Origin of the sequence: Pseudomonas sp. KnCO4 (genome assembly GCF_045344305.1) — a bacterium.
Lineage (GTDB): Bacteria > Pseudomonadota > Gammaproteobacteria > Pseudomonadales > Pseudomonadaceae > Aquipseudomonas > Aquipseudomonas anuradhapurensis.
Genome location: NZ_CP174199.1, coordinates 5,414,211 through 5,433,069, shown reverse-complemented (window position 1 = coordinate 5,433,069; position 18,859 = coordinate 5,414,211). Strand labels below are relative to the sequence as shown.

Sequence of the window (18,859 nt, the reverse complement as noted above, 5' to 3'; positions counted from 1 at the left end):
TGCGTGAATCCAGGGCTGCAAATAAATGCTGGCGCGCGCCGAGCGACACTGCCACATACCCCACAGCGACCAGGGCTTAGAAAATCTAGTACCGACCCTGGTTGATGGCCATTTAGTGGCTAGTCTTGTCTGAAGTCGAAGCGGGGTTCAGCCCAGGGGGTTGAAATGGCTGCCTTTGGACATCTGAGTAACTCTATTTGGCTCGCGGGCCTGGTCCTGTTCGGAAGTGCTGCTATTGCCGACCCTCAATCCGCACCTGAGCCAGATTTGGCGAGGCTGCCAGCATGGGCCCAAGAGAAGATTGCTCCCACCAAACGGGCGCTAGTCATTGGCATCAATGACTACGTCTATGCAAAGGACCTACGAACGCCTAAGTATGATGCGGAGCAGATGGCCGCAACGCTTAAGACCCTGGATCCCAACATTACGTTGACGCTGCTCACACAAGGCCCGGGCAGTACCTTAGGTCGTGATGAGCTGCTTGATCAATTCGAGTTGTTCCGTGACAGCCTTCGTCCTGGAGACATCGCCGTTGTGTACTTCAGTGGCCACGGGCTTGAGATAGGTGGCATCAACTACCTGGTACCGGCCAACGCTGATGTGAGTCTGGCAACCCAGGAAACCGCTGTCTATATCAGCCTGCCTTACCTAACAGACCAGATTCAGGGTACTGGGGCAGCGATTTCTTTGTTCATCCTTGACGCCTGTCGAAGCAACCCGTTCTCTGCGCCAGCAGCTGATGATGACCTTCTCGACTTGCAGGCCCCTCCTGCGCCCTTGCCCGCAGTTAACCTCACTCCACACCGGTACCTCACGCGCAAAACCCCAGGGCCCGGTGTCCCACGAACCGACTTTCTGGTGTTCTTTGCGGCTGAGGCCGGGAGACCAGCTTACAGTGTATTCCGCGACGACCCGGCGCAAGTCCCCAGCATATTCACCCGCAAGCTCTTGAGGCTGCTGGCCAAAGAGAAAAAGCCTGTGGCAACAGTTTTTGGGGTAACCGCAGCTGCTGTCGCGAGGATGACCGAATACCAACAAACCCCATTCGTCGCCAGCAACACAGGCGGCGAAGTGATGTTCCGAGATAATCAAAATCTTGCAAGAGATGAGTTGGAGGACTGGTTCAATACGGTTATTGACGCTCCAGACAACGAACTCATCTCTAGCCTACCGGAGTTCCTCGACAAATACCCAGCAGGTCCATTCAGTGCGGCCGCGCGTAAAAAGCTGGCTCTATTGGAGTCGTCACGTGTTGCGTATTCACCAACGGTCGTAAGCATCGAGCGTGATGTTGGGTGGTTGGGCGGTTCTTTGCAGACCCCCGCACTGGTGAGCAAGCAGAACACGACGGCTTTTGCTGGTTATGACGTGAACGTGAGGAACGCTCCTAGCGCGGCTAACTCCGAAGTTCTCACCAGCCTCAGAAAAGGTCAGCAAATTGAAGTATTGAGTGGCAAAGCGCCAAGAGGGTGGGCCCAGGTCATGTTGGACGATGGCCAGGTCGGATATGTCGGCAGTGTTTCGACGCAGAACAAGGTTGCCGAATCAATAAGTCTCCCTGCTGACCAGCTGCCAGGACCGGCGGAACTAGCGACGATTAACGAATGGCGTACGCAGCTCAAAACTGGCCAGTCCCGTATCGAGATCAACGTGGGCAAGATCACTAGCGACGACCCGACCCGGGTGAAGCGCGGACCATTTACCCAAGGATTGCGAATCCGAGCAAAACTCATGGCACAGGGGGTGGATCGTTCATTCCTGACGCTTCGTCTGCACAGTGAAGAGGTTCCTGCAGATACCGTGAACATCAGTCTGATGAAGGAAGGCACACGATGAGTGCAAGGGCGGTTGTGGTGGCGCTGCTACTCATGAGCCCAGGCACGTTCCTGAGGGCCGACCCTCCACAAATCACTGGTTCGGAACCGTTGCGCAATCAGTACCTGCAAGATCGCTACGGGGTACAGCTGTTTGAAGAGAAGATCATCGGCGGAGCAGTAGCGAAGCTTGGTGACGACGAGTGGCAGGTTGCCCTGATTGACGGTTCTAACCTCGGTCCCGATCGACGTCCGTTCTGTGGCGGTGTGCTGGTTGCCGATATGTGGGTGCTCACTGCCGCCCATTGTGTCGACAAAAGATCCACTCCGGCTCAGATCAGTGTATTGGTTGGCGCAATAGACGTTGGTCCGGACGGGGGAGCGAGGCGCATCGAGGTACGGGAGATCCTGAAACATCCCCGCTATCTTCCCGGCAAACCTCCGCTCCATGACCTGGCTTTGCTTCGGCTCGCGTCTTCTGCAACCGGGCTTCATTCAAAGCCAATAAAGCTCCTGCCTGAGGCACATGAGGTAAAGGCATTGGCAAGGGCGTCGCCGGCGAGAGTCACTGGGTGGGGCGTGATTGCTAAAGGCGACCGAACTGGGGTACGCGAGCTTCGCTACGTGAATCTGACGATCGTAGACAATCAGACCTGCAACGATCGCACGGGCTACAGGGGCAAAATTACCGACGCCATGGTATGTGCTGGCTTTGCGGATGAAGGCGACCCACAAGACTCCTGCCAGGGAGACAGTGGCGGGCCTCTAACCGTTCGAGTATCGAGCGACTCCTATCTGGCAGGCATCGTCTCTTGGGGCGACGGCTGTGCGATTAAGGAGCGGCCGGGAGTTTATGCGAGGGTTGCACGCTACAGCACGTGGATTGCTGACTGTCAGGACGGTAGAACTTCCTGTACTCAGAGTTACAGCGCGCGCGACCTCCAAGGTGAAGAACGAAAAGTATCGCTGTCAACACAACAAGGGGTAGGACGATGAAAGCGAAAAGCGCTCTAACACTCTTTGGGGCGACGCTGTTAGCAGGGTGCTCACACCAAACTCCGCAGGTCATCAGTCAAGCCGGGCCCGTCTCGGAATTGCAGGTTTCAATCGGTAAGTGCATGACCGCGCCTCCAGCAGAAGAGGGCACCAGGGTCCTCGGGGAAGCGATAGCCAAAGTGCTCATCAGCTCGGGAGTCAATTATCTTGGCCAGGCCGCGGCTAAGGCAGGGGAGGCCAAAACATGGTCAATTCAAGGCACCCGCAACTTCAAGGCGCCAGCCGCAGAGTTTCCTCAGTGTATTCAAGTCGTACGAGGTCGGTTCCACACGGAGGGGCCAGCTGCAGCGGGATGGGCGCTGCCGCCAACTTCCAAGTGGCCTGCCGATACGAAGTCGCAATTCGATCAGCGTGGCATTTACCTGGCAGCAATGCCGGACTTTCTCTTTGAGGCGCAGGTTGTTCCATCTGCGGACAACAAAGCGTTTGCCGTTCGGCCAGCGATCGCGACGTATCTGTCACCAATCGCAACGCGTTTTCTGCGCCCAGGCAAAGAAAGGAACATCGCACTGTTCTTTGCCATAACACCACCCGGCACCAAACCAACCATGGAGAACAATCCGAGCGCCACCGTCCTGGTTGGCGCCATGGAGCCCTGGACCACGAGAAAGTATGCAACCGACAGCGAACAATCCAGTGTTTATGAATCGCCCTGGTTCACGATTGGAACCGACGATACCAACAAATCGCTGACGCTGACCGTCTTAATGACTGAGACACAGGGCGAACAGGCATTCCTGAAGTTCATTGGGTCGGTGTTGACTGAACCGACTGTCGTGGCGGCGGCCAATGCCGATGCGCAAGATCGATTCATACCCTCTGTGCACCGCGCCAATCAGGCCGCAGACGATCGGGTAAAAATTGATGCTGAGCAAGCACGGGATGCTGCATATGCGGTGTACGCGGAGAAAATTACCGCATGTGCCAATGAACCAGACGTTGCCGCTCGGCGTACATTTGCGAGGGAGGCGAAGGTTGCGATGGGAGACTACGTCAAAGCTGAAGAAGGTTTACTGTCACCGAAAGGGGCTATTAGCTGGGGACTAATCGACACGATAAAGGTCGAGGGGGACTCCGCCGCTCTGCAGGCGCGGTGCAAAGCATTGGCTGGAAAACTCGCGAAGTAAGCCTGTGCTGGCGCGGGCTGCTCGGGATGGCCACCGGCAAAGCGCCAGCAGCTTTTGAAACCCACTCCGAGCAGTTTGCCTCTTAACGAACAACGCGTCGCCGCGGTGGTGGGATCAACCCGTACATTCTGGTGGGGTGTACTTGGCGGAGATCCAGAGCTCATTCACCAGGATGCTTGTCCACGTGATGTCGTGCCCGAAGACTCGATTCTCTTTGACTGGCGGCCGGTTGCTGAACTCCCCAAAGCGGTCGTTGCTGATAATGAATGCGTTCGGTGATTGGGCGAGCTCCACGATTGTTTCGTCCGCCGATTTTCCTCGAGCTACGCGATAGCATTCTACGGATGGAGGGAGCTGCGCTTGAACGGCCTCCCAGCTGAGCTGAAGCTTTCCCGTGATGCCCGGATCGAAGACTACTATGATCTCGCTGGCTGGCCAGGACTCTTTGAGGGCTGGAATCAGCGCAATTAGGGCGCTCAGTCCGATGAATCGCTGGTTCTTTCCGCGTCCGCTATTGCACAGGTTGTTACCATCGATCACCAGGCGCTCAATGATGCGTGAGTCGCGCTGCAGCAGCGTCTGCAACCGTTCTTCCGCCTTGGCCAGCTCACGATTCAGATCAGCGACCTGGCTGGACTTCTGCTGGTAGGCCCGGGCTGTGTCCTGAAGGCCGAAGTAGCGCCGGCACTGCTCCTGGATCTGATGACGTTCGACCGAGCGCGGTCGGGCACTCTGGTACTGCTGATCAAAACGAAGAGCCTCAGCCAAGCCCTGTTCGGCCTCGCGCAGCCGTGCCCGAAACTCGTCCCGCTTGCGCAGCGGTCCACTCAAATGCTCATCAAACCGCTTCACCTCCGCAGCCAACTTCTGAACCTCAGGCTCAAGACGGGCGATCTGCGATCTGTATGTCGCGTAGTCAGTGTCCGTCTCCAGCCAGTTCAAGGTTGAAAGGAACTGCAGATCATATCGAAGGGTGGTTGCTAGCCCCTGCTTGGCTGCAATCTCTGCCTCCAGCTCTTTGATCCTGGCCAAGAACTTGGCGTGCTTTGCTTTGTCCGCCTCAGACACACTGTCTTGCTGATAGCGCTTCCCGGTTACGCTATCCAAGAATCGATCCAACAGGGAACGGTGCTGCCGCAGCATTTGTTTGACCAACTGCGGGCCGAGCAAGAGGGTTTGCGCAGCAGTAACCAGGTGGTCTCGCTCGCGGGTAATGACCTCAAGCGTTGCCTGGGTGACTTCCAGGGTGCGTCTGACCTTGGCTTCGTCAAAGCGGTGTAACAGCCCATAAAGATCATACTGCTCCTGTAATCCCGAAACCGCTGACGCAAGCGCACTAACGGCCAGTTCGTGTTGAGCTCGGTATGGGTTCAGATCGTCCATTGCGACTCCATGATGCAGGCGATGACTGTACTGCGCAGGTGCTGCCGGAACCAAGCCGGCCAGGTTGCGGAATCGCATTGTACTTGACCCTTCGTTTGCATGCTGGGGCCGGGGCAATGGAGGGCCATTTCTGGGGCGGCTGATGAGTGTTGCGCTGGAGGCGTGGCGTACCATCGCGGTGTACGCCGGTCGACGCTACCCAGAACACGGTGGATGTTGTTAACTGCTCGGCTGGCCAGAATTAGCCCAGGCGTTATGTTGATTGGCCTACGCCAAACAACTCTGGAAGCACCATGACCGATTCTATTTGCGTACCCACCCCTGACGAGCGAGTGAGCGCAGCGTTACTCTTCGCGACAATCCGCAATCACCTACCGGCTACCGCATCCAGCGGCGAACGTGTGGCAGCTACTGAGCGAATCGATGCACTAGTACAGCACGTCCGCGGGTGCCTTGAGTCAAATGGACCGTTGCCACTGCAGCGGTTAGCACCCTAGAAATTGTTCCGCCGCTTGTGCCAGAGCATGGAGTGTCAGGCCATCGCGGATGATCCACGTTTCATCGACGACAGCTCGCGCACCGCGAACGAAGCGGCACGGCGCGGGGTCCCTTTACAACCACATTGAAAGCAACCAGGCGCTGCTCTTCGACCTCATCGAGGGATGCATGAGCGATCTGCTATGCCTCACTCGGTTAAAGCTGAAGGCCGCACAAGGCACGCGCGCCCGGCTGCGTGCATTCGTGAGTGCGTTCATCGAACTTCAACAGAGCGAACGCAAAAGGTTGCAACTGGTGCTGCGTGAAGCGCGCAACCTGACGGCAGAACACTATCGCCTCCATGCCGCGATGCGCGATGAATATACCCAGCACCTGACCGCCATCATCGCGTCGACCTTGCTCCACCGAGGCATCGATAGCTCTGCGACAAGATTCTTCTCCAACAGGGTCATCGGCATGCTCGAAAGCCTTTGCGACTCGCAGGACCTCGACGCGACTCTGTCTCAACAGCAAATTATTGAACAACTCACCGAGATGATCTTAGGCGCCACGTCCAGATTGGAACCCATTCGTCGGCCAACCGCCGGCACTTCGCCGGCGGCCCGGACGAGTGTTCGCGCGGCAGTTCAAGGGCAGTGAGCCGAATGAGAAACATCACTTACATCGGCACCGATGAAGGTCACTTGTATGAAGTTCTCGTATTCATAAAAGTTTAGAGTTAGCGAACACATAAGCTCAGCACCGGTTTTTACGACGCATGGGGCAACCCGAAATCTGAAACACGGTTGCCCCATGGGTCCCTAGGGTGTCTGGCTGACCTAGCGAGAGACGGCAGCTCTCATACGGATTCACCGTTAGCGAGGCGGCTGAATGAGGGCGACGTAGGTGCAGAGAAGGGTGATGAGGATGCTTGTGAAGGTGATTGTGTTGGCGTAACTGGAGAGGAATGCTTCCATGTTGGTTTTTCGGTAAGGGCACCTTGAAGATTGCCTAGGTTAAAAAACCTTTTCAAGCTCACGATTAGGTGTGGGCTAAAGCATAACCGGCCCGAAAGCAGACGCTTTGAATGACGGATGTTGTGGTCGCTTTGCGGCCCATCGCCGGCAGGCCCCAGGTAAAGCGCAGCCCTGACAAGCTAACTGCTCCCCGGCCGGTACTGCAGGGCCTCGGCCAGGTGCGCCCGGCCAATTGCCTGGCTACCATCCAGATCGGCCAGGGTTCGCGCCACCTTCAGCAAGCGGTGCGCCGCGCGCAACGACAGGGTCAGCCGTTCACACGCACTCTCCAGCCAGGCCTGGTCTGCCGCTGCCAGTCCGCAATTGCGGCGCAGCCCCTCAAGGTCGAGAAACGCATTGGCGCATCCCTGCCGTTTTTGCTGGACATCCCGTGCCTCGGCAACCTTGGCGGCGACGTCGGCACTGGTTTCACCACAAGGCTGGTTATTCAGCGTGGTGCTCTCGCGGGCCACGGTCAGGTGCAGGTCGATACGGTCCAGCAACGGCCCGGACAGCTTGTTGCGGTACCGCGCGATCTGCTCGGTGCTGCAGCGACAGCGCCCAGTGGGATCCCCCAGGTAGCCGCAAGGGCACGGATTCATTGCCGCCACCAACTGGAACCGGGCGGGGAAGCGCACCTTGTCGCGGGCCCGGGCAATCACGATCTCGCCGGATTCCAGGGGCTCGCGCAGCACCTCCAGTACCCGCCGCTCGAATTCCGGCAACTCATCCAGAAACAGCACACCATGGTGGGCAAGGGTGATTTCGCCCGGCTGCGGTCGGCTGCCGCCACCGACCAACGCCGGGCCGGAGGCCGAGTGGTGCGGATGGCGAAAGGGCCGCTGCGGCCAACTGCTCAGCGGTGTATGGCCACTCACCGAGCGGATCGCAGCCACTTCCAGCGCCTCGTGCTCGTCCAGCGGCGGCAGCAGCCCCGGCAGGCGGCTGGCGAGCAAGGTCTTGCCGGTGCCGGGTGGCCCGGTGAACAACAGGTTATGCGCCCCGGCCGCGGCCAGCAGCAATGCACGCTTGGCGGCCAGTTGGCCTTGCACCTCGCTGAGGTCCGGGTAAGGGCGTTGCTGCAGTATCAGGCCGTTGGCGGCATAGGGCGGCAGTGGTACCTGGCCGTTCAGGTGGGCGACCAGTTCCAGCAGATGCCCCACCGCATACACCACCAGCCCGCCAGCCAGGCTGGCTTCCTCGGCGTTTTCCCGCGGCACCACCAGCGCCCTGCCTGCGTCGCGTGCTGCCAGCGCTGCGGGCAGCACGCCCTGGACCGGGCGCAGCTTGCCAGACAAAGCCAGTTCACCCAGGCATTCAAGTTCGGTTAGCGGAGCGATTGGTACCTGGCCATCGGCAGCCAGGATGCCCAGGGCGATGGCCAGGTCGTAACGCCCGCCATCCTTGGGCAGGTCGGCGGGTGCGAGGTTCTGGGTGATGCGCCGTGGCGGGTAGTTCAGCCCGGAATTGACGATGGCGCTGCGCACCCGGTCCTTGCTTTCCTTGACCGTGGTTTCCGGCAGGCCGACCAGGGTGAGATGGGGCAAGCCATTGGCCAGGTGGGTTTCGACGCTGACCGCTGGGGCCTGTACGCCCACCTGGGCGCGGCTATGGACGAGGGCTAGGGACATGGACGCTCCGTTGTCGCTGGAAAAGGCCGCTTCCTGCGGCTTTGCAAGCATAGCGAGCGCCCTGCAGGCCAGCGCAGGAAGTGTGCTTCCGGGTTTTGCGAGGCAGGTTTTTTCGCGGACTTTGACGCGCTGCAGAGAATGGATCCAATCACTTTGCGCAAGTGCCAGGTATGGCTTAGTGTTATTGGGCAACAGCGGTTGCCATGGGATGGCACCGCAGCTTCCTTCAAATGGACTTGAGGTGGTGCTCTCGTGCAAACGCTAACCCGCACGCGACAGGTAATCCGCGACCTGGTGCAGGCCAACGCATTCGTTGAACTCAACCGCTTTTTCGACACCCTCGAAGGGCAATGGCGGCAAGCCCCGCCCGGTGAATTTCCCCTCTATTTGGCAGCTGTCGAAGGGCCCCTGCTGACCGACCTGGACTGCCAGGGTGACAGGGCCCTGAGCCAGGTGCTCAAGGCGTGGATCGACGCCTGCCCCAAGGCTTATCACCCCCAGGTGGTGATGGGCTTGCACTGCTTCCAGCGGGCTTGCCAGGTGCAGGAAAGTGGCAGGCACAACGCGGCGCGTGCGCTGGCCATCGAGCAGATCTGCGAAACCGCGACCGCGCACCTGCTACGGGCCCTGGGCCGTTCCACCCAGCCCGTGGCAGCAGCCATTGGCATGCTGCATATTTGTGCCCGGTTTCGTGAACCGGGCTGGCTGACCGAACTGTTCCAAGGGCAGCCGGCGCGCTACCGGCCCAGCGCCCACGCTGATGTGGAAGTGCAAGAAGCCGTGGCCCCGATTCTGGTAAAGCACGGGTTGCAACCGTTGGCCGAACTGCCGCAGGCATTGCCAGCATGCCTGGGCTGGCGAGCCGCACGCGAAAGCCAGGACCCTCGCTATTACTGGTTGCGCCATGCGCTGGCTGCGCGCCCCGGTTGCTTCGAGGCGGTTCAGGCCTTGGCTATGTACCTGCAGCCCCGACCGGGTACCAGCCCGGATGCCATCGAGTTGCTGGCCAATGGTCCGCTGTGCGAAGCGTGGGACGAGACCATGCGTAATGCGCTACGTTGGATGCCTGTCGAAGAGCGGCTGACGCTGCCCCATGCTGATCAATTGCAAGCCATTGCCGAGTGGCAGCAACTGTTCGAAGCCTGGTCACAGCGCCCGCTGAGGCCCAGGGAGCGTGCCGTCCTGCTGGGCTGGCGCGGGGCGTTGCACAGCCGGGTGTTGCAAGACCCCTCTGGCGGCATGCGTGACATCGCCGCGAGCCTGGCGTGCCAGGCCGATCTCGCGTCCATTCCGGCCATGGGAGAGCCTTTTCGCTGTCTGGTCGAACTCATACTGCTGAACGGCATGACCGACGAAAAACAGCTGTTACGCAGCGCCATCGAGCAGCTGTGCGAGGGCCGCTCGCATGCAGCCGCCTGCGCATTGCGTGCTGCCGGGCACCGCTTCGGCCTGTGGGGCTTGCCACGTTCCGACGAACAGGCCAAAGCCTGGGTACAGATTGCGGTAAAGCGCCAGCGTGCGGGCCGGGCACCGGGTTTCGGAGTGCTCGATGTGGCACGACTGCTGTGGGCGGGTAACCGGCATGAGGTGGCCTGCTATCTGTACGAACGTTTTGCCGAGCTGAACCTGCCAGGGGCGGCCCTTGCACTGTACGGCTTGTATCACGGCGAGCTGGGCGACACCCCTGAGCAATACCTGGATGACGAGGCGGCCCGGCACTGGCTGCAGCGCGCCGTGGAGGCGGGCAGCCGACTCGCCAAGTACGAACTGGCCCGCCTGCGCATGGAGGGCGATGAAGACCTCAACGATCGCGATGCGATGCTGGCGGTCCGGCATTTGCTGGTCGACGCACTGGGCAACGCGCAGACCAATGCACAAGCGCGTTTGCACCTGGGGATCTTGTTGCGTCAGTTTGGCGCGCCGCAGGAGCGGGCCGAGGCGGTCGCCTACCTGCTGAGCCTGGTCGAGCACCCCGACCCATGGATTGCCGGGCGCGCCAGCGCCGAGCTGGGGCTGGCCTGGATGCAGGGGCGCGGCACCCGTAAACAAAGCCGTTTTGCCGCCATCGAATGGGTGAACCGGGCCGCCACCTTGCAGCCGGGGGATTCGGCCATCGGCGCAATCCAGGCCGAGATCCTCAATTCACGCAACCGGGTGAAGACCTTGTTCACCCAGTGCGGTGCGGCCTTGTTCCGCGGCACCCTGCACGCCAGCGAGCTGCCGCCCGTGTGAACGGTGCAGCCTGGAGGGGTTCAGGCGCGCACGTAGACCCAGGCAGTCAGGCCCGAGGCGAGGGTGACGGCGATGCGCTTGTAGTCAGCGACTTCATAGCGGTCGGCAGCCGCCAGCTCTTCTTCGCTGATCTGGAAGACCATGCCGGCGACGCTGTCGTCGGCCTGGCTGCTGGGGGACACGATGGGGTGGTGGGACTTGCCGCTGGTCGCCAGCACGGCCGGGTCGGTAATTTCGACCCAGTCCTGCCGGTAGCCAGGCATCCGGTCGGCCTGGCCGGTCAGCTCGCGGCCGAAATTGGCCAGTTGCACGGCCTTGTCCTGCAAGGTGCCGTAGGAGAACAGCAGTACCGGGTATGCGCTGGAGGGCTGCATTCAGTTGTCCTGTGGGTTCGGGTTCAGCCGTGCTTCCAGCTCGGCTACTTGTTGTTCCAGGGCTTCGAGGCGGGCACGGGTGCGCGCCAGCACGACCATCTGGCTGTCGAATTCATCGCGGCTGACCAGGTCCAGCTTGCTGAAGGCACCTTGCATCAGCACCTTGAACTGGCTTTCCAGTTCGGCACGAGGCTGGGCGGTATCGCTGCTGAACAGGCGCGAGGCCTGGTCACTCAGGGCGTCGAGTAGGGCTTTGGGCGCGAGCATGGTTCGGCTGTCCACTGATACTGGGAAATGGCCGGCAGTGTAGCACGCACAAACCGGGCCTTTGAGTGGACGTTGGGCAGTGCTGCAGGAACGCGCGGTTGCACATTTTTCGAGCAAGGCGGCGAACCGCTACGCACCGAATTTGTGCATGTTTCCGGTGCTGGCGACTGGCCAATCCCCACTTGTTCCCATAAGCCGCTGTTTTCTCGTGGCTTGGTAGAACTGGCAAGCTTTCTGCAAAGACCACTACGAGCCATGCACTGATGCGGTTCTTTGTGACCAGGCAGTGCGCATGCGGAGCCGGATGCCGACGACGCGTTACAAAGCCAACTGCTGCGCTTAGACTTGAGACGGGTTTGTTTTCCTGGGGCAAGTCCACCAAATCGGGAGAGAGTTTCATGAAGCTAGTCACAGCCATCATCAAGCCGTTCAAGCTGGACGACGTGCGCGAGTCGTTGTCGGAAATCGGCGTGCAGGGCATCACCGTCACCGAAGTCAAAGGCTTCGGTCGGCAGAAAGGCCACACCGAGCTGTATCGCGGTGCTGAATATGTGGTCGATTTCCTGCCCAAGGTGAAGATCGATGTCGCCATCGATGACAAGGACCTTGATCGGGTAATCGAAGCCATCACCAAGGCAGCCAACACCGGCAAGATCGGTGACGGCAAGATTTTCGTGGTGAATCTGGAGCAGGCGATCCGAATCCGTACCGGCGAAACCGATACCGACGCGATCTAAGCAGCAAAAAAAGCCTCACCAAACCCAACGCCCCAGGAGAAAACAACATGACTCTGCGTAAGATCGCAGGGCTAGGAGCCCTATTGTCCCTCGTAATGCCCGGGCTTGCCCTGGCAGAGGAAGCTGCCCCAGCGCTGAACTCCGGCGACACCGCCTGGATGCTGACCGCAACGGCGCTGGTGCTGTTCATGACCATTCCAGGCCTGGCCTTGTTCTATGGCGGCATGGTGCGTTCCAAGAACGTGCTGTCGGTGATGATGCAGTGCTTTGCCATCACTGGCCTGATGAGCATTCTCTGGGTCATCTACGGCTACAGCATGGCCTTCGATACCAGCGGTATGGAAAAGGGCGTGCTCAACTTCAATTCCTTCGTCGGTGGCTTCTCCAAGGCGTTCCTCAGCGGCGTCACGCCCGGGAACCTGACCTCGGCCACCGCGCTGTTCCCCGAGGCGGTGTTCATCACCTTCCAGATGACCTTCGCCATCATCACCCCGGCGCTGATCGTCGGTGCCTTCGCCGAGCGCATGAAGTTCTCCGCGATGCTGGTGTTCATGGGTATCTGGTTCACCCTGGTCTACGCGCCGATCGCCCACATGGTCTGGAGCGGTGACGGTGCGCTGATGTGGGACTGGGGCGTACTGGACTTCGCGGGCGGCACCGTGGTGCACATCAACGCCGGTGTTGCTGGCCTGGTCTGCTGCCTGGTGCTGGGCAAGCGCAAGGGCTACCCGACCACCCCGATGGCCCCGCATAACCTGGGCTACACCCTGGTAGGCGCGGCCATGTTGTGGGTTGGCTGGTTCGGCTTCAACGCAGGCTCGGCCGCTGCCGCCAACGGTACCGCCGGCATGGCCATGCTGGTGACCCAGATCGCGACCGCCGCTGCCGCACTGAGCTGGATGTTCGCCGAGTGGGTCGGCCACGGCAAACCGAGCGCCCTGGGTATCGCTTCGGGCGTGGTCGCCGGCCTGGTCGCGATTACCCCGGCTGCCGGTACCGTGGGCCCGATGGGCGCCTTGGTGATCGGCCTGGCCGCAGGTGTGATCTGCTACTTCTGCGCCACCAGCCTGAAACGCAAGCTGGGCTATGACGACTCGCTGGATGCCTTCGGCGTACACGGCATCGGCGGTATCGTCGGCGCCATCCTCACCGGCGTGTTCGCGGCCCCGGCACTGGGTGGCTTCGGTACCGTGACCGACATCGGCATGCAGGTCTGGATCCAGGCCAAAGGCGTGATCCTGACCGTGCTGTACACCGCCATCGTCACCTACGTGATCCTCAAGGTGCTGGATGTGGTGATGGGCCTGCGGGTCAACGAAGAAGAAGAGTCGGTCGGCCTCGACCTGGCTCAGCACAACGAACGCGGCTACAACCTGTAACCGCGGCGCAGTAAAAAACTTGCCCGGCTTGCCGGGCATTTTTTTTGCCAGGTTTTTAGCATTTCGCGTACGGCAAACGGTTTATTCGCTACGTTTGCGACGTGGGCATAAAACTTACAAAACGTAGAGCGTTCAGGGTGCTTTGCTTTTTCTTCTGGCGCGCTAGAATGCGCGCCGAAGGGTGTTTGACAGTTGTCCGCACGCTTCGCCAGCCTTTGCTAGGCTTGCCAATAGCGAGTGGCCAGCAGGGGCTTATGGATTTGTCAGGTCCTGCCAGGAGCAGGGTCTGCTGGGTACCGCCTCCCATCAGGAGCGCCGACCCTAGGGCAGTGGCCTTACCACGGCCAGTTGAATTTTCACTGGTGGCTGCCGGTCTACGGCTGCACTGGTCTATAACTAACCTGCTTTTCGCAAGTCATGAGGTAGAACATGAGCGACGACGATCTGGAAAATGATGACCTCGAAGTAGGCGACGAAGACGAGGCTGATGATGGCCTCGAAGCTGCGGCTGATGATGTCGCTGAAGATGCCGGCGATGATGACAGCAGCCCGGCACCCACTGCCAAGGGCAAATCCAAGGCGGCCGTCTCGGTAGACGAGATGCCGAGCATGGAAGCCAAGCAGAAGGAACGTGATGCCCTGGCCAAGGCCATGGAAGAGTTCCTCGCTCGCGGTGGCAAGGTTCAGGAAGTCGAGGCCAACGTGGTCGCCGACCCACCCAAGAAGCCGGACAACAAGTACGGCAGCCGCCCTATCTGAGTGGCTGATCGTCAAGAAGCCCGCCGTCGCTGCGGGCTTTTTTGTGCCTGTTTCACAGCGTGTTCCGTGGCCCCTGTAGGAGCGGCCTTGTGTCGCGATAGGGCCGCAAAGCGGCCCCAATCAATTCATGTTGCGAAGCTGAAACCTCGGGGGCGCTGCGCACCCCTTTCGCGACACAAGGCCGCTCAGGGGGCGCGAGGTGCCGTCTGTCAGCGCCAGCGCGCGAGCACGTCGGGTAGCTGCGACAGGCGCTGGATCTCGGCATCGGGCGCCTGCTCGCCGACCCAGGCCTTGCCCTGCGGGTTGAACCACACCGCCCGCAGCCCGGCGCGCTGGGCGCCGGCGATGTCGTCGCCGGGGTGGTCGCCAATGTGCACGGCGGCACTGGCCTGCACTTCACCACGGCGCAGCGCCTCCAGGAACGGCGCCGGGTCGGGCTTGCCGATGCCGAGGTCTTCGGCACACAGGGCAAAGCGGAAGTAATCCGCCAACCCCAGCCGGCTCACGTCGGCGTTGCCGTTGGTTACCACACCCAGGGTGTAGTGGTGACGCAGGATCTCCAGCACCGGCTGTACTTCCGGGAAGATCTCCACCTGGTGGCGGGCATGCAGGAACACTTCGAAGCCTTCGTTGGCCAGCGCCTGCGCCTGCTTCTCGCTGTAGCCGACCTCTTCCAGGGCATGGAACAGCACCCGTCGGCGCAGGGCGCTGATACGGTGCTTGAGGCCAGGCTCGGCCTGCACCAGGCGCTCGCGGATGGCGAACAGGTGTTCCACCGGCACGCCACCGAGGATCGGGGCATTGGCTTCGAGCCAGTCGCGCAGCACCACTTCTGCGCTGGCAATCACCGGTGCGGTGTCCCACAGCGTGTCGTCGAGGTCGAAGGTGATCAGCTTGATGCTCATGAGTCTGTGCCTTTGCTGCGTTTGGCCCGAGGGTGGGCGCTGTCATACACCGCGGCCAGGTGCTGGAAGTCCAGGTGGGTGTAGATCTGTGTGGTGCCGATGTCGGCATGGCCGAGCATCTCTTGCACCGCGCGCAGGTCCTGGGACGATTCCAGCACATGGCTGGCGAAGGAATGGCGAAGCATGTGCGGGTGCAGGTGCTGGCCCAGCTCGCGCTCGCCAGCCGCCTTCACCCGCTGCTGGACTGCCCTTGGGCTGATGCGGTTGCCCTGGCGGGTAATGAACACCGCGCGGTCGCGCGGGTTGCCGATGCCTCGCAGGCGGTACCAGGCCTGCAGCGCTTCGCGGGCCTTGCGACCTACTGGCAATACGCGCGTCTTGCTGCCCTTGCCCAGCACCTGAACCAGGCCGGCGGCGAGGTCGAGGTGATCGAGGTCGAGGTTGGTCAGCTCGGACAAGCGCAGGCCCGACGAATAGAACAGTTCGAGCATGGCCTGGTCACGGCGAGCGATGAAATCGTCGTCGACGCCACCATCCAGCAGCTGCTGCGCGCGGTCGGTGTCCAGGACCTTGGGCAACCGGCGTTCACCCTTGGGCGGGCTCAGGCCGCTGGCCGGGTCGTGCTGGCACAAGCCCTCGCGGTTGAGATAGCGGTACAGGCCGCGTACTGCCGACAGCAGCCGCGCCAGGCTGCGCGAGGACTGGCCATGATGGTGCTGGCGGGCGATCAGCTGGCGCAGTTGCTGGATCTGCAGTGCCGGCCAGCCGGCAATGCCATGTTCCTTGCAGTAGGCAACGACCTTGTCCAGGTCGCGGCGGTAGCCCAGCAGGGTATGCTCGGACACCTGGCGCTCGTTGCGCAGGTGTGCGCAATAAGCCTCCAGCTGGCGTTCCATCAGCGTACCGGGCGCAGCGGCTGGGTGACGCGCGGCACAACGCGGCCAAGCACTTCGGCGATATAGCCAAGGAACAGGGTGCCGACGCTGCTCTTGTAGTGTTGCGGGTCGCGGCTGCCGATTGCCAAAACCCCGTGCAGGCCTTGATATTCCAGGGCGGCGACGGCGCTGGAGCCCACTTCCCGGCGCTGTTCTTCACCAAACAGGAAGGCCAGCTCGTGCTCGCGCAGGTTACCGCTGACGGTCTTGCCGCCGCCCAGCAGGGCGCCGATGGCCTGCTGCGCTTCGGCATTGCTGACCCAGCGCCCGACCGGTGCAACGTTATCGCCGAACAGGATCAGGCTGACGAAGGGCACCTGGAACTCCTGGCGCAGGCTGTCTTCGACCGCCATTACCACTTCCTCCAGGCTGCCGGCATCGAGCAGGTCGAGGATCAACCGGCGGGTCTTGTCGAACAGCCGGTCGTTGTCACGGGCCACGTCCATCAACTGCGACAGGCGGTGACGCATTTCGATGTTGCGATCGCGCAGCAGCTTGAGCTGGCGTTCCACCAGCGACACGCTGTCGCCGCGTTGGTGCGGGATGCGCTGCTCGAGCAGCAATTCATCGTGCTCGGCGAAGAAGGTGGGGTGCGCGCGCAGGTACGCGACAACCGCATCGGCATCGAGCTCGGCGGACTGCTTGGGTACAACCTGGGGCTGATCGGTCATGGCGGTTACTCGCTTAGAGACGAACCTGTCCTTCGTATACGCGTACGGCCGGGCCAGTCATCAGCACCGGTTTGCCGGGGCCGGCCCATTCGATGTGCAGGCGGCCACCGGGCAGGTCGAGGGAAACCGGGGAATCCATCCAGCCCTGGCTGATCGCTGCCACTGCGGCGGCGCAGGCGCCGGTGCCGCAAGCCTGGGTTTCGCCCGCACCGCGCTCCCACACGCGCAGGTTGGCGCGGTGACGGTCGATGACCTGGAGGAAGCCGGCATTCACCCGCTGCGGGAAGCGTGGGTGGTTCTCGATTTTCGGCCCCAGCTGGTGCACAGGCGCGCTACGTACATCGTCGACCCGCAGCACGGCATGCGGGTTACCCATGGACAGGGCGGCAATCGGATACACCTGGCCGTCGACTTCCAGTGGGTAGCTCAGCGCCTGCTCGTCGGCGACGAAGGGAATGTCCGCAGGGGTGAAGCGTGGCGGACCCATGTCGACACTGACCTGGCCGTCGTTCTGCACGTCCAGTTCGATGATGCCGCTCTTGGTTTCCACGCGGATGCGCTTTTTCGCGGTCAGGCGCTTGTCCAGCACGAAGCGGGCGAAGCAGCGCGCACCGTTGCCGCACTGCTCGACCTCCGAGCCGTCGGCGTTGAAGATGCGGTAGCGGAAGTCCACTTCCGGGTTGTTCGGTGCCTCGACGATCAGCAACTGGTCGAAGCCGATGCCGGTGTGGCGGTCGCCCCACTGTTTGGCGTGCTTGGGCTGGATGTGCGCGTGCTGGCTGACCAGGTCGAGGACCATGAAGTCATTGCCCAGCCCATGCATCTTGGTAAAACGCAGCAGCATGGGCTTACTCCGGCAGCAGGCTTTCGCCAGCGTACAATTCGGCGATGGTCTCGCGGCGGCGTACTTCGAAGGCCTGGTCGCCGTCGACCAGGATTTCAGCGCAACGGCCGCGGGTGTTGTAGTTGGAGCTCATGACAAAACCATAGGCGCCCGCGGACTGAACGGCCAGCAGGTCACCTTCGGCCAGGTTCAGCACGCGGTCCTTGGCGAGGAAGTCACCGGTCTCGCAGATCGGCCCGACCAGGTCGTAGGCACGGCCTTGGCCTTCACGCGGGGTGACCGCGCTGACACCCATCCAGGCCTGGTACAGGGCCGGGCGGATCAGGTCGTTCATCGCCGCATCGACGATGGCGAAGTCCTTGTGTTCGGTGTGCTTGAGGTATTCCACACGGGTCAGCAGAACGCCGGCATTGGCTACGATGTAGCGACCCGGCTCGAACACCAGGGCCAGGTCGCGGTCGCCGATGCGCTGGCGGATGGCCTTGATGTAGTCGGCCACCAGTGGCGGCTGTTCATCGCGATAGCGCACACCGACACCGCCGCCCAGGTCCAGGTGGCGCAGGTGGATGCCACATTCGGCCAGGCGGTCGACCAGCACCAGCAGGCGGTCGAGGGCGTCAAGGAAAGGCTCGACGCTGGTCAGCTGCGAACCGATGTGGCAGTCGACCCCGACCACTTCCAGGTTCGGCAGCTGCGCGGCGCGCACGTAGATGGCCTCGGCGTCGGCGATGGCGATGCCGAACTTGTTTTCCTTGAGGCCGGTGGAGATGTACGGGTGGGTGCCAGCGTCGACGTCCGGGTTGACCCGCAGCGAGACCGGGGCAACCTTGCCCATCTCGGCGGCCACCACTTGCAGGCGTTCCAGCTCGTCGGTGGACTCGACGTTGAAGCAGTGCACGCCGACTTCCAGGGCTCGGCGCATGTCCTCACGGGTTTTGCCAACACCGGAGAACACCACGCGGTCGGCGCGGCCGCCAGCGGCCAAGACGCGCTCCAGCTCACCGCCGGAGACGATATCGAAACCGGCGCCCAGGCGTGCCAGTACGTTCAGTACGCCGAGGTTGGAGTTGGCCTTGACCGCGAAGCACACCAGGTGCTCGGTGCCTTGCAGGGCGTCGGTGTAGCTGCGGTACTGGGCTTCGATGTGGGCGCGCGAATACACGTAGGTGGGGGTGCCGTAACGTTCGGCAATGGCCGACAGGCCCACGCCCTCCGCGAACAGCTCGCCGCCGCGGTAGTTGAAAGCGTTCAT

The 18,859-nt window shown here is 61.6% G+C and carries 16 protein-coding genes and 1 pseudogene; 8 read left to right on the top strand and 9 right to left on the bottom strand.

Annotated features, from left to right (window positions below):
* The first annotated feature begins 165 nt into the window (after nt 1–165).
* Genes ACJA3S_RS25015 through ACJA3S_RS25005 form a run of 3 tightly spaced genes read left to right on the top strand, consistent with a single transcriptional unit; the run spans nt 166 to nt 3,997 of the window.
* The gene (locus ACJA3S_RS25015; protein ID WP_406820353.1) at nt 166–1,836 is read left to right on the top strand and encodes a caspase family protein; all 1,671 of its coding nucleotides are present in this window, start codon (nt 166–168) and stop codon (nt 1,834–1,836) included.
* Nucleotides 1,833–2,810, top strand: a complete 978-nt coding sequence (locus tag ACJA3S_RS25010; RefSeq protein WP_406820352.1) for a S1 family serine peptidase — start codon at nt 1,833–1,835, stop codon at nt 2,808–2,810. The genes ACJA3S_RS25015 and ACJA3S_RS25010 overlap by 4 nt, the downstream gene beginning before the upstream one ends.
* Nucleotides 2,807–3,997 (top strand): hypothetical protein, encoded by a 1,191-nt coding sequence (locus tag ACJA3S_RS25005; RefSeq protein ID WP_406820351.1) that lies wholly within the window; start codon nt 2,807–2,809, stop codon nt 3,995–3,997. The genes ACJA3S_RS25010 and ACJA3S_RS25005 overlap by 4 nt, the downstream gene beginning before the upstream one ends.
* A 114-nt stretch (nt 3,998–4,111) precedes the next feature.
* On the opposite strand, the gene ACJA3S_RS25000 is transcribed toward ACJA3S_RS25005, so the two are convergent.
* Nucleotides 4,112–5,380: a hypothetical protein gene (locus ACJA3S_RS25000; protein WP_406820350.1), complete on the bottom strand. Its 1,269-nt coding sequence runs from the start codon at nt 5,378–5,380 to the stop codon at nt 4,112–4,114.
* Nucleotides 5,381–6,046: 666 nt separating this feature from the next.
* Here ACJA3S_RS25000 and ACJA3S_RS24995 point away from each other — a divergent pair.
* Nucleotides 6,047–6,517, top strand: a complete 471-nt coding sequence (locus ACJA3S_RS24995; protein ID WP_406820349.1) for a hypothetical protein — start codon at nt 6,047–6,049, stop codon at nt 6,515–6,517.
* A 496-nt stretch (nt 6,518–7,013) separates the two neighbouring features.
* Here the strand turns inward: ACJA3S_RS24995 and ACJA3S_RS24990 are convergent, their stop codons facing one another.
* A complete protein-coding gene (locus tag ACJA3S_RS24990; RefSeq protein WP_406820348.1) occupies nt 7,014–8,504 on the bottom strand; it encodes a YifB family Mg chelatase-like AAA ATPase in 1,491 nt (496 codons plus the stop codon).
* A gap of 252 nt (nt 8,505–8,756) precedes the next feature.
* Between ACJA3S_RS24990 and ACJA3S_RS24985 the strand changes: the two are divergent.
* Nucleotides 8,757–10,803: pseudogene (locus ACJA3S_RS24985) on the top strand (DUF4034 domain-containing protein).
* On the opposite strand, the gene ACJA3S_RS24980 reads toward ACJA3S_RS24985, so the two are convergent.
* Entirely contained in the window at nt 10,757–11,110 is a 354-nt protein-coding gene (locus tag ACJA3S_RS24980) for a gamma-glutamylcyclotransferase family protein (RefSeq protein ID WP_170033709.1), read from the bottom strand. The pseudogene ACJA3S_RS24985 and the gene ACJA3S_RS24980 sit on opposite strands and share 47 nt — an antisense overlap.
* Nucleotides 11,111–11,377, bottom strand: a complete 267-nt coding sequence (locus tag ACJA3S_RS24975; RefSeq protein WP_186684089.1) for an accessory factor UbiK family protein — start codon at nt 11,375–11,377, stop codon at nt 11,111–11,113.
* A gap of 398 nt (nt 11,378–11,775) precedes the next feature.
* On the opposite strand from ACJA3S_RS24975, the gene glnK reads away from it, so the two are divergent.
* The 3 genes from glnK to sutA all read left to right on the top strand — a co-directional run bounded on the left by glnK (nt 11,776) and on the right by sutA (nt 14,252).
* Nucleotides 11,776–12,114, top strand: a complete 339-nt coding sequence (gene glnK, locus ACJA3S_RS24970) for a P-II family nitrogen regulator (RefSeq protein WP_002555808.1) — start codon at nt 11,776–11,778, stop codon at nt 12,112–12,114.
* A 47-nt stretch (nt 12,115–12,161) separates the two neighbouring features.
* Nucleotides 12,162–13,493 (top strand): ammonium transporter, encoded by a 1,332-nt coding sequence (locus tag ACJA3S_RS24965; protein ID WP_170033705.1) that lies wholly within the window; start codon nt 12,162–12,164, stop codon nt 13,491–13,493.
* A 429-nt stretch (nt 13,494–13,922) separates the two neighbouring features.
* Nucleotides 13,923–14,252 carry a transcriptional regulator SutA gene (gene sutA, locus ACJA3S_RS24960; RefSeq protein ID WP_170033703.1) on the top strand — a complete coding sequence of 110 codons (330 nt, stop codon included), beginning with the start codon at nt 13,923–13,925 and terminating at the stop codon, nt 14,250–14,252.
* A gap of 209 nt (nt 14,253–14,461) precedes the next feature.
* Here sutA and ACJA3S_RS24955 read toward each other — a convergent pair whose 3' ends face one another.
* Genes ACJA3S_RS24955 through lysA form a run of 5 tightly spaced genes read right to left on the bottom strand, consistent with a single transcriptional unit; the run spans nt 14,462 to nt 18,859 of the window.
* A complete protein-coding gene (locus tag ACJA3S_RS24955; RefSeq protein ID WP_406820347.1) occupies nt 14,462–15,157 on the bottom strand; it encodes an HAD family hydrolase in 696 nt (231 codons plus the stop codon).
* Nucleotides 15,154–16,053: a tyrosine recombinase XerC gene (gene xerC / locus ACJA3S_RS24950; RefSeq protein WP_170033699.1), complete on the bottom strand. Its 900-nt coding sequence runs from the start codon at nt 16,051–16,053 to the stop codon at nt 15,154–15,156. The genes ACJA3S_RS24955 and xerC overlap by 4 nt, the downstream gene beginning before the upstream one ends.
* Nucleotides 16,053–16,763, bottom strand: coding sequence for a DUF484 family protein (locus tag ACJA3S_RS24945; RefSeq protein WP_170033697.1), 711 nt, complete (start codon nt 16,761–16,763; stop codon nt 16,053–16,055). Before ACJA3S_RS24945 ends, xerC begins: the two co-directional genes overlap by 1 nt.
* Before the next feature lie 13 nt (nt 16,764–16,776).
* The gene (dapF, locus tag ACJA3S_RS24940; protein WP_186671948.1) at nt 16,777–17,607 is read right to left on the bottom strand and encodes a diaminopimelate epimerase; all 831 of its coding nucleotides are present in this window, start codon (nt 17,605–17,607) and stop codon (nt 16,777–16,779) included.
* 4 nt (nt 17,608–17,611) lie between these two features.
* Nucleotides 17,612–18,859: a diaminopimelate decarboxylase gene (lysA, locus tag ACJA3S_RS24935; RefSeq protein WP_406820346.1), complete on the bottom strand. Its 1,248-nt coding sequence runs from the start codon at nt 18,857–18,859 to the stop codon at nt 17,612–17,614.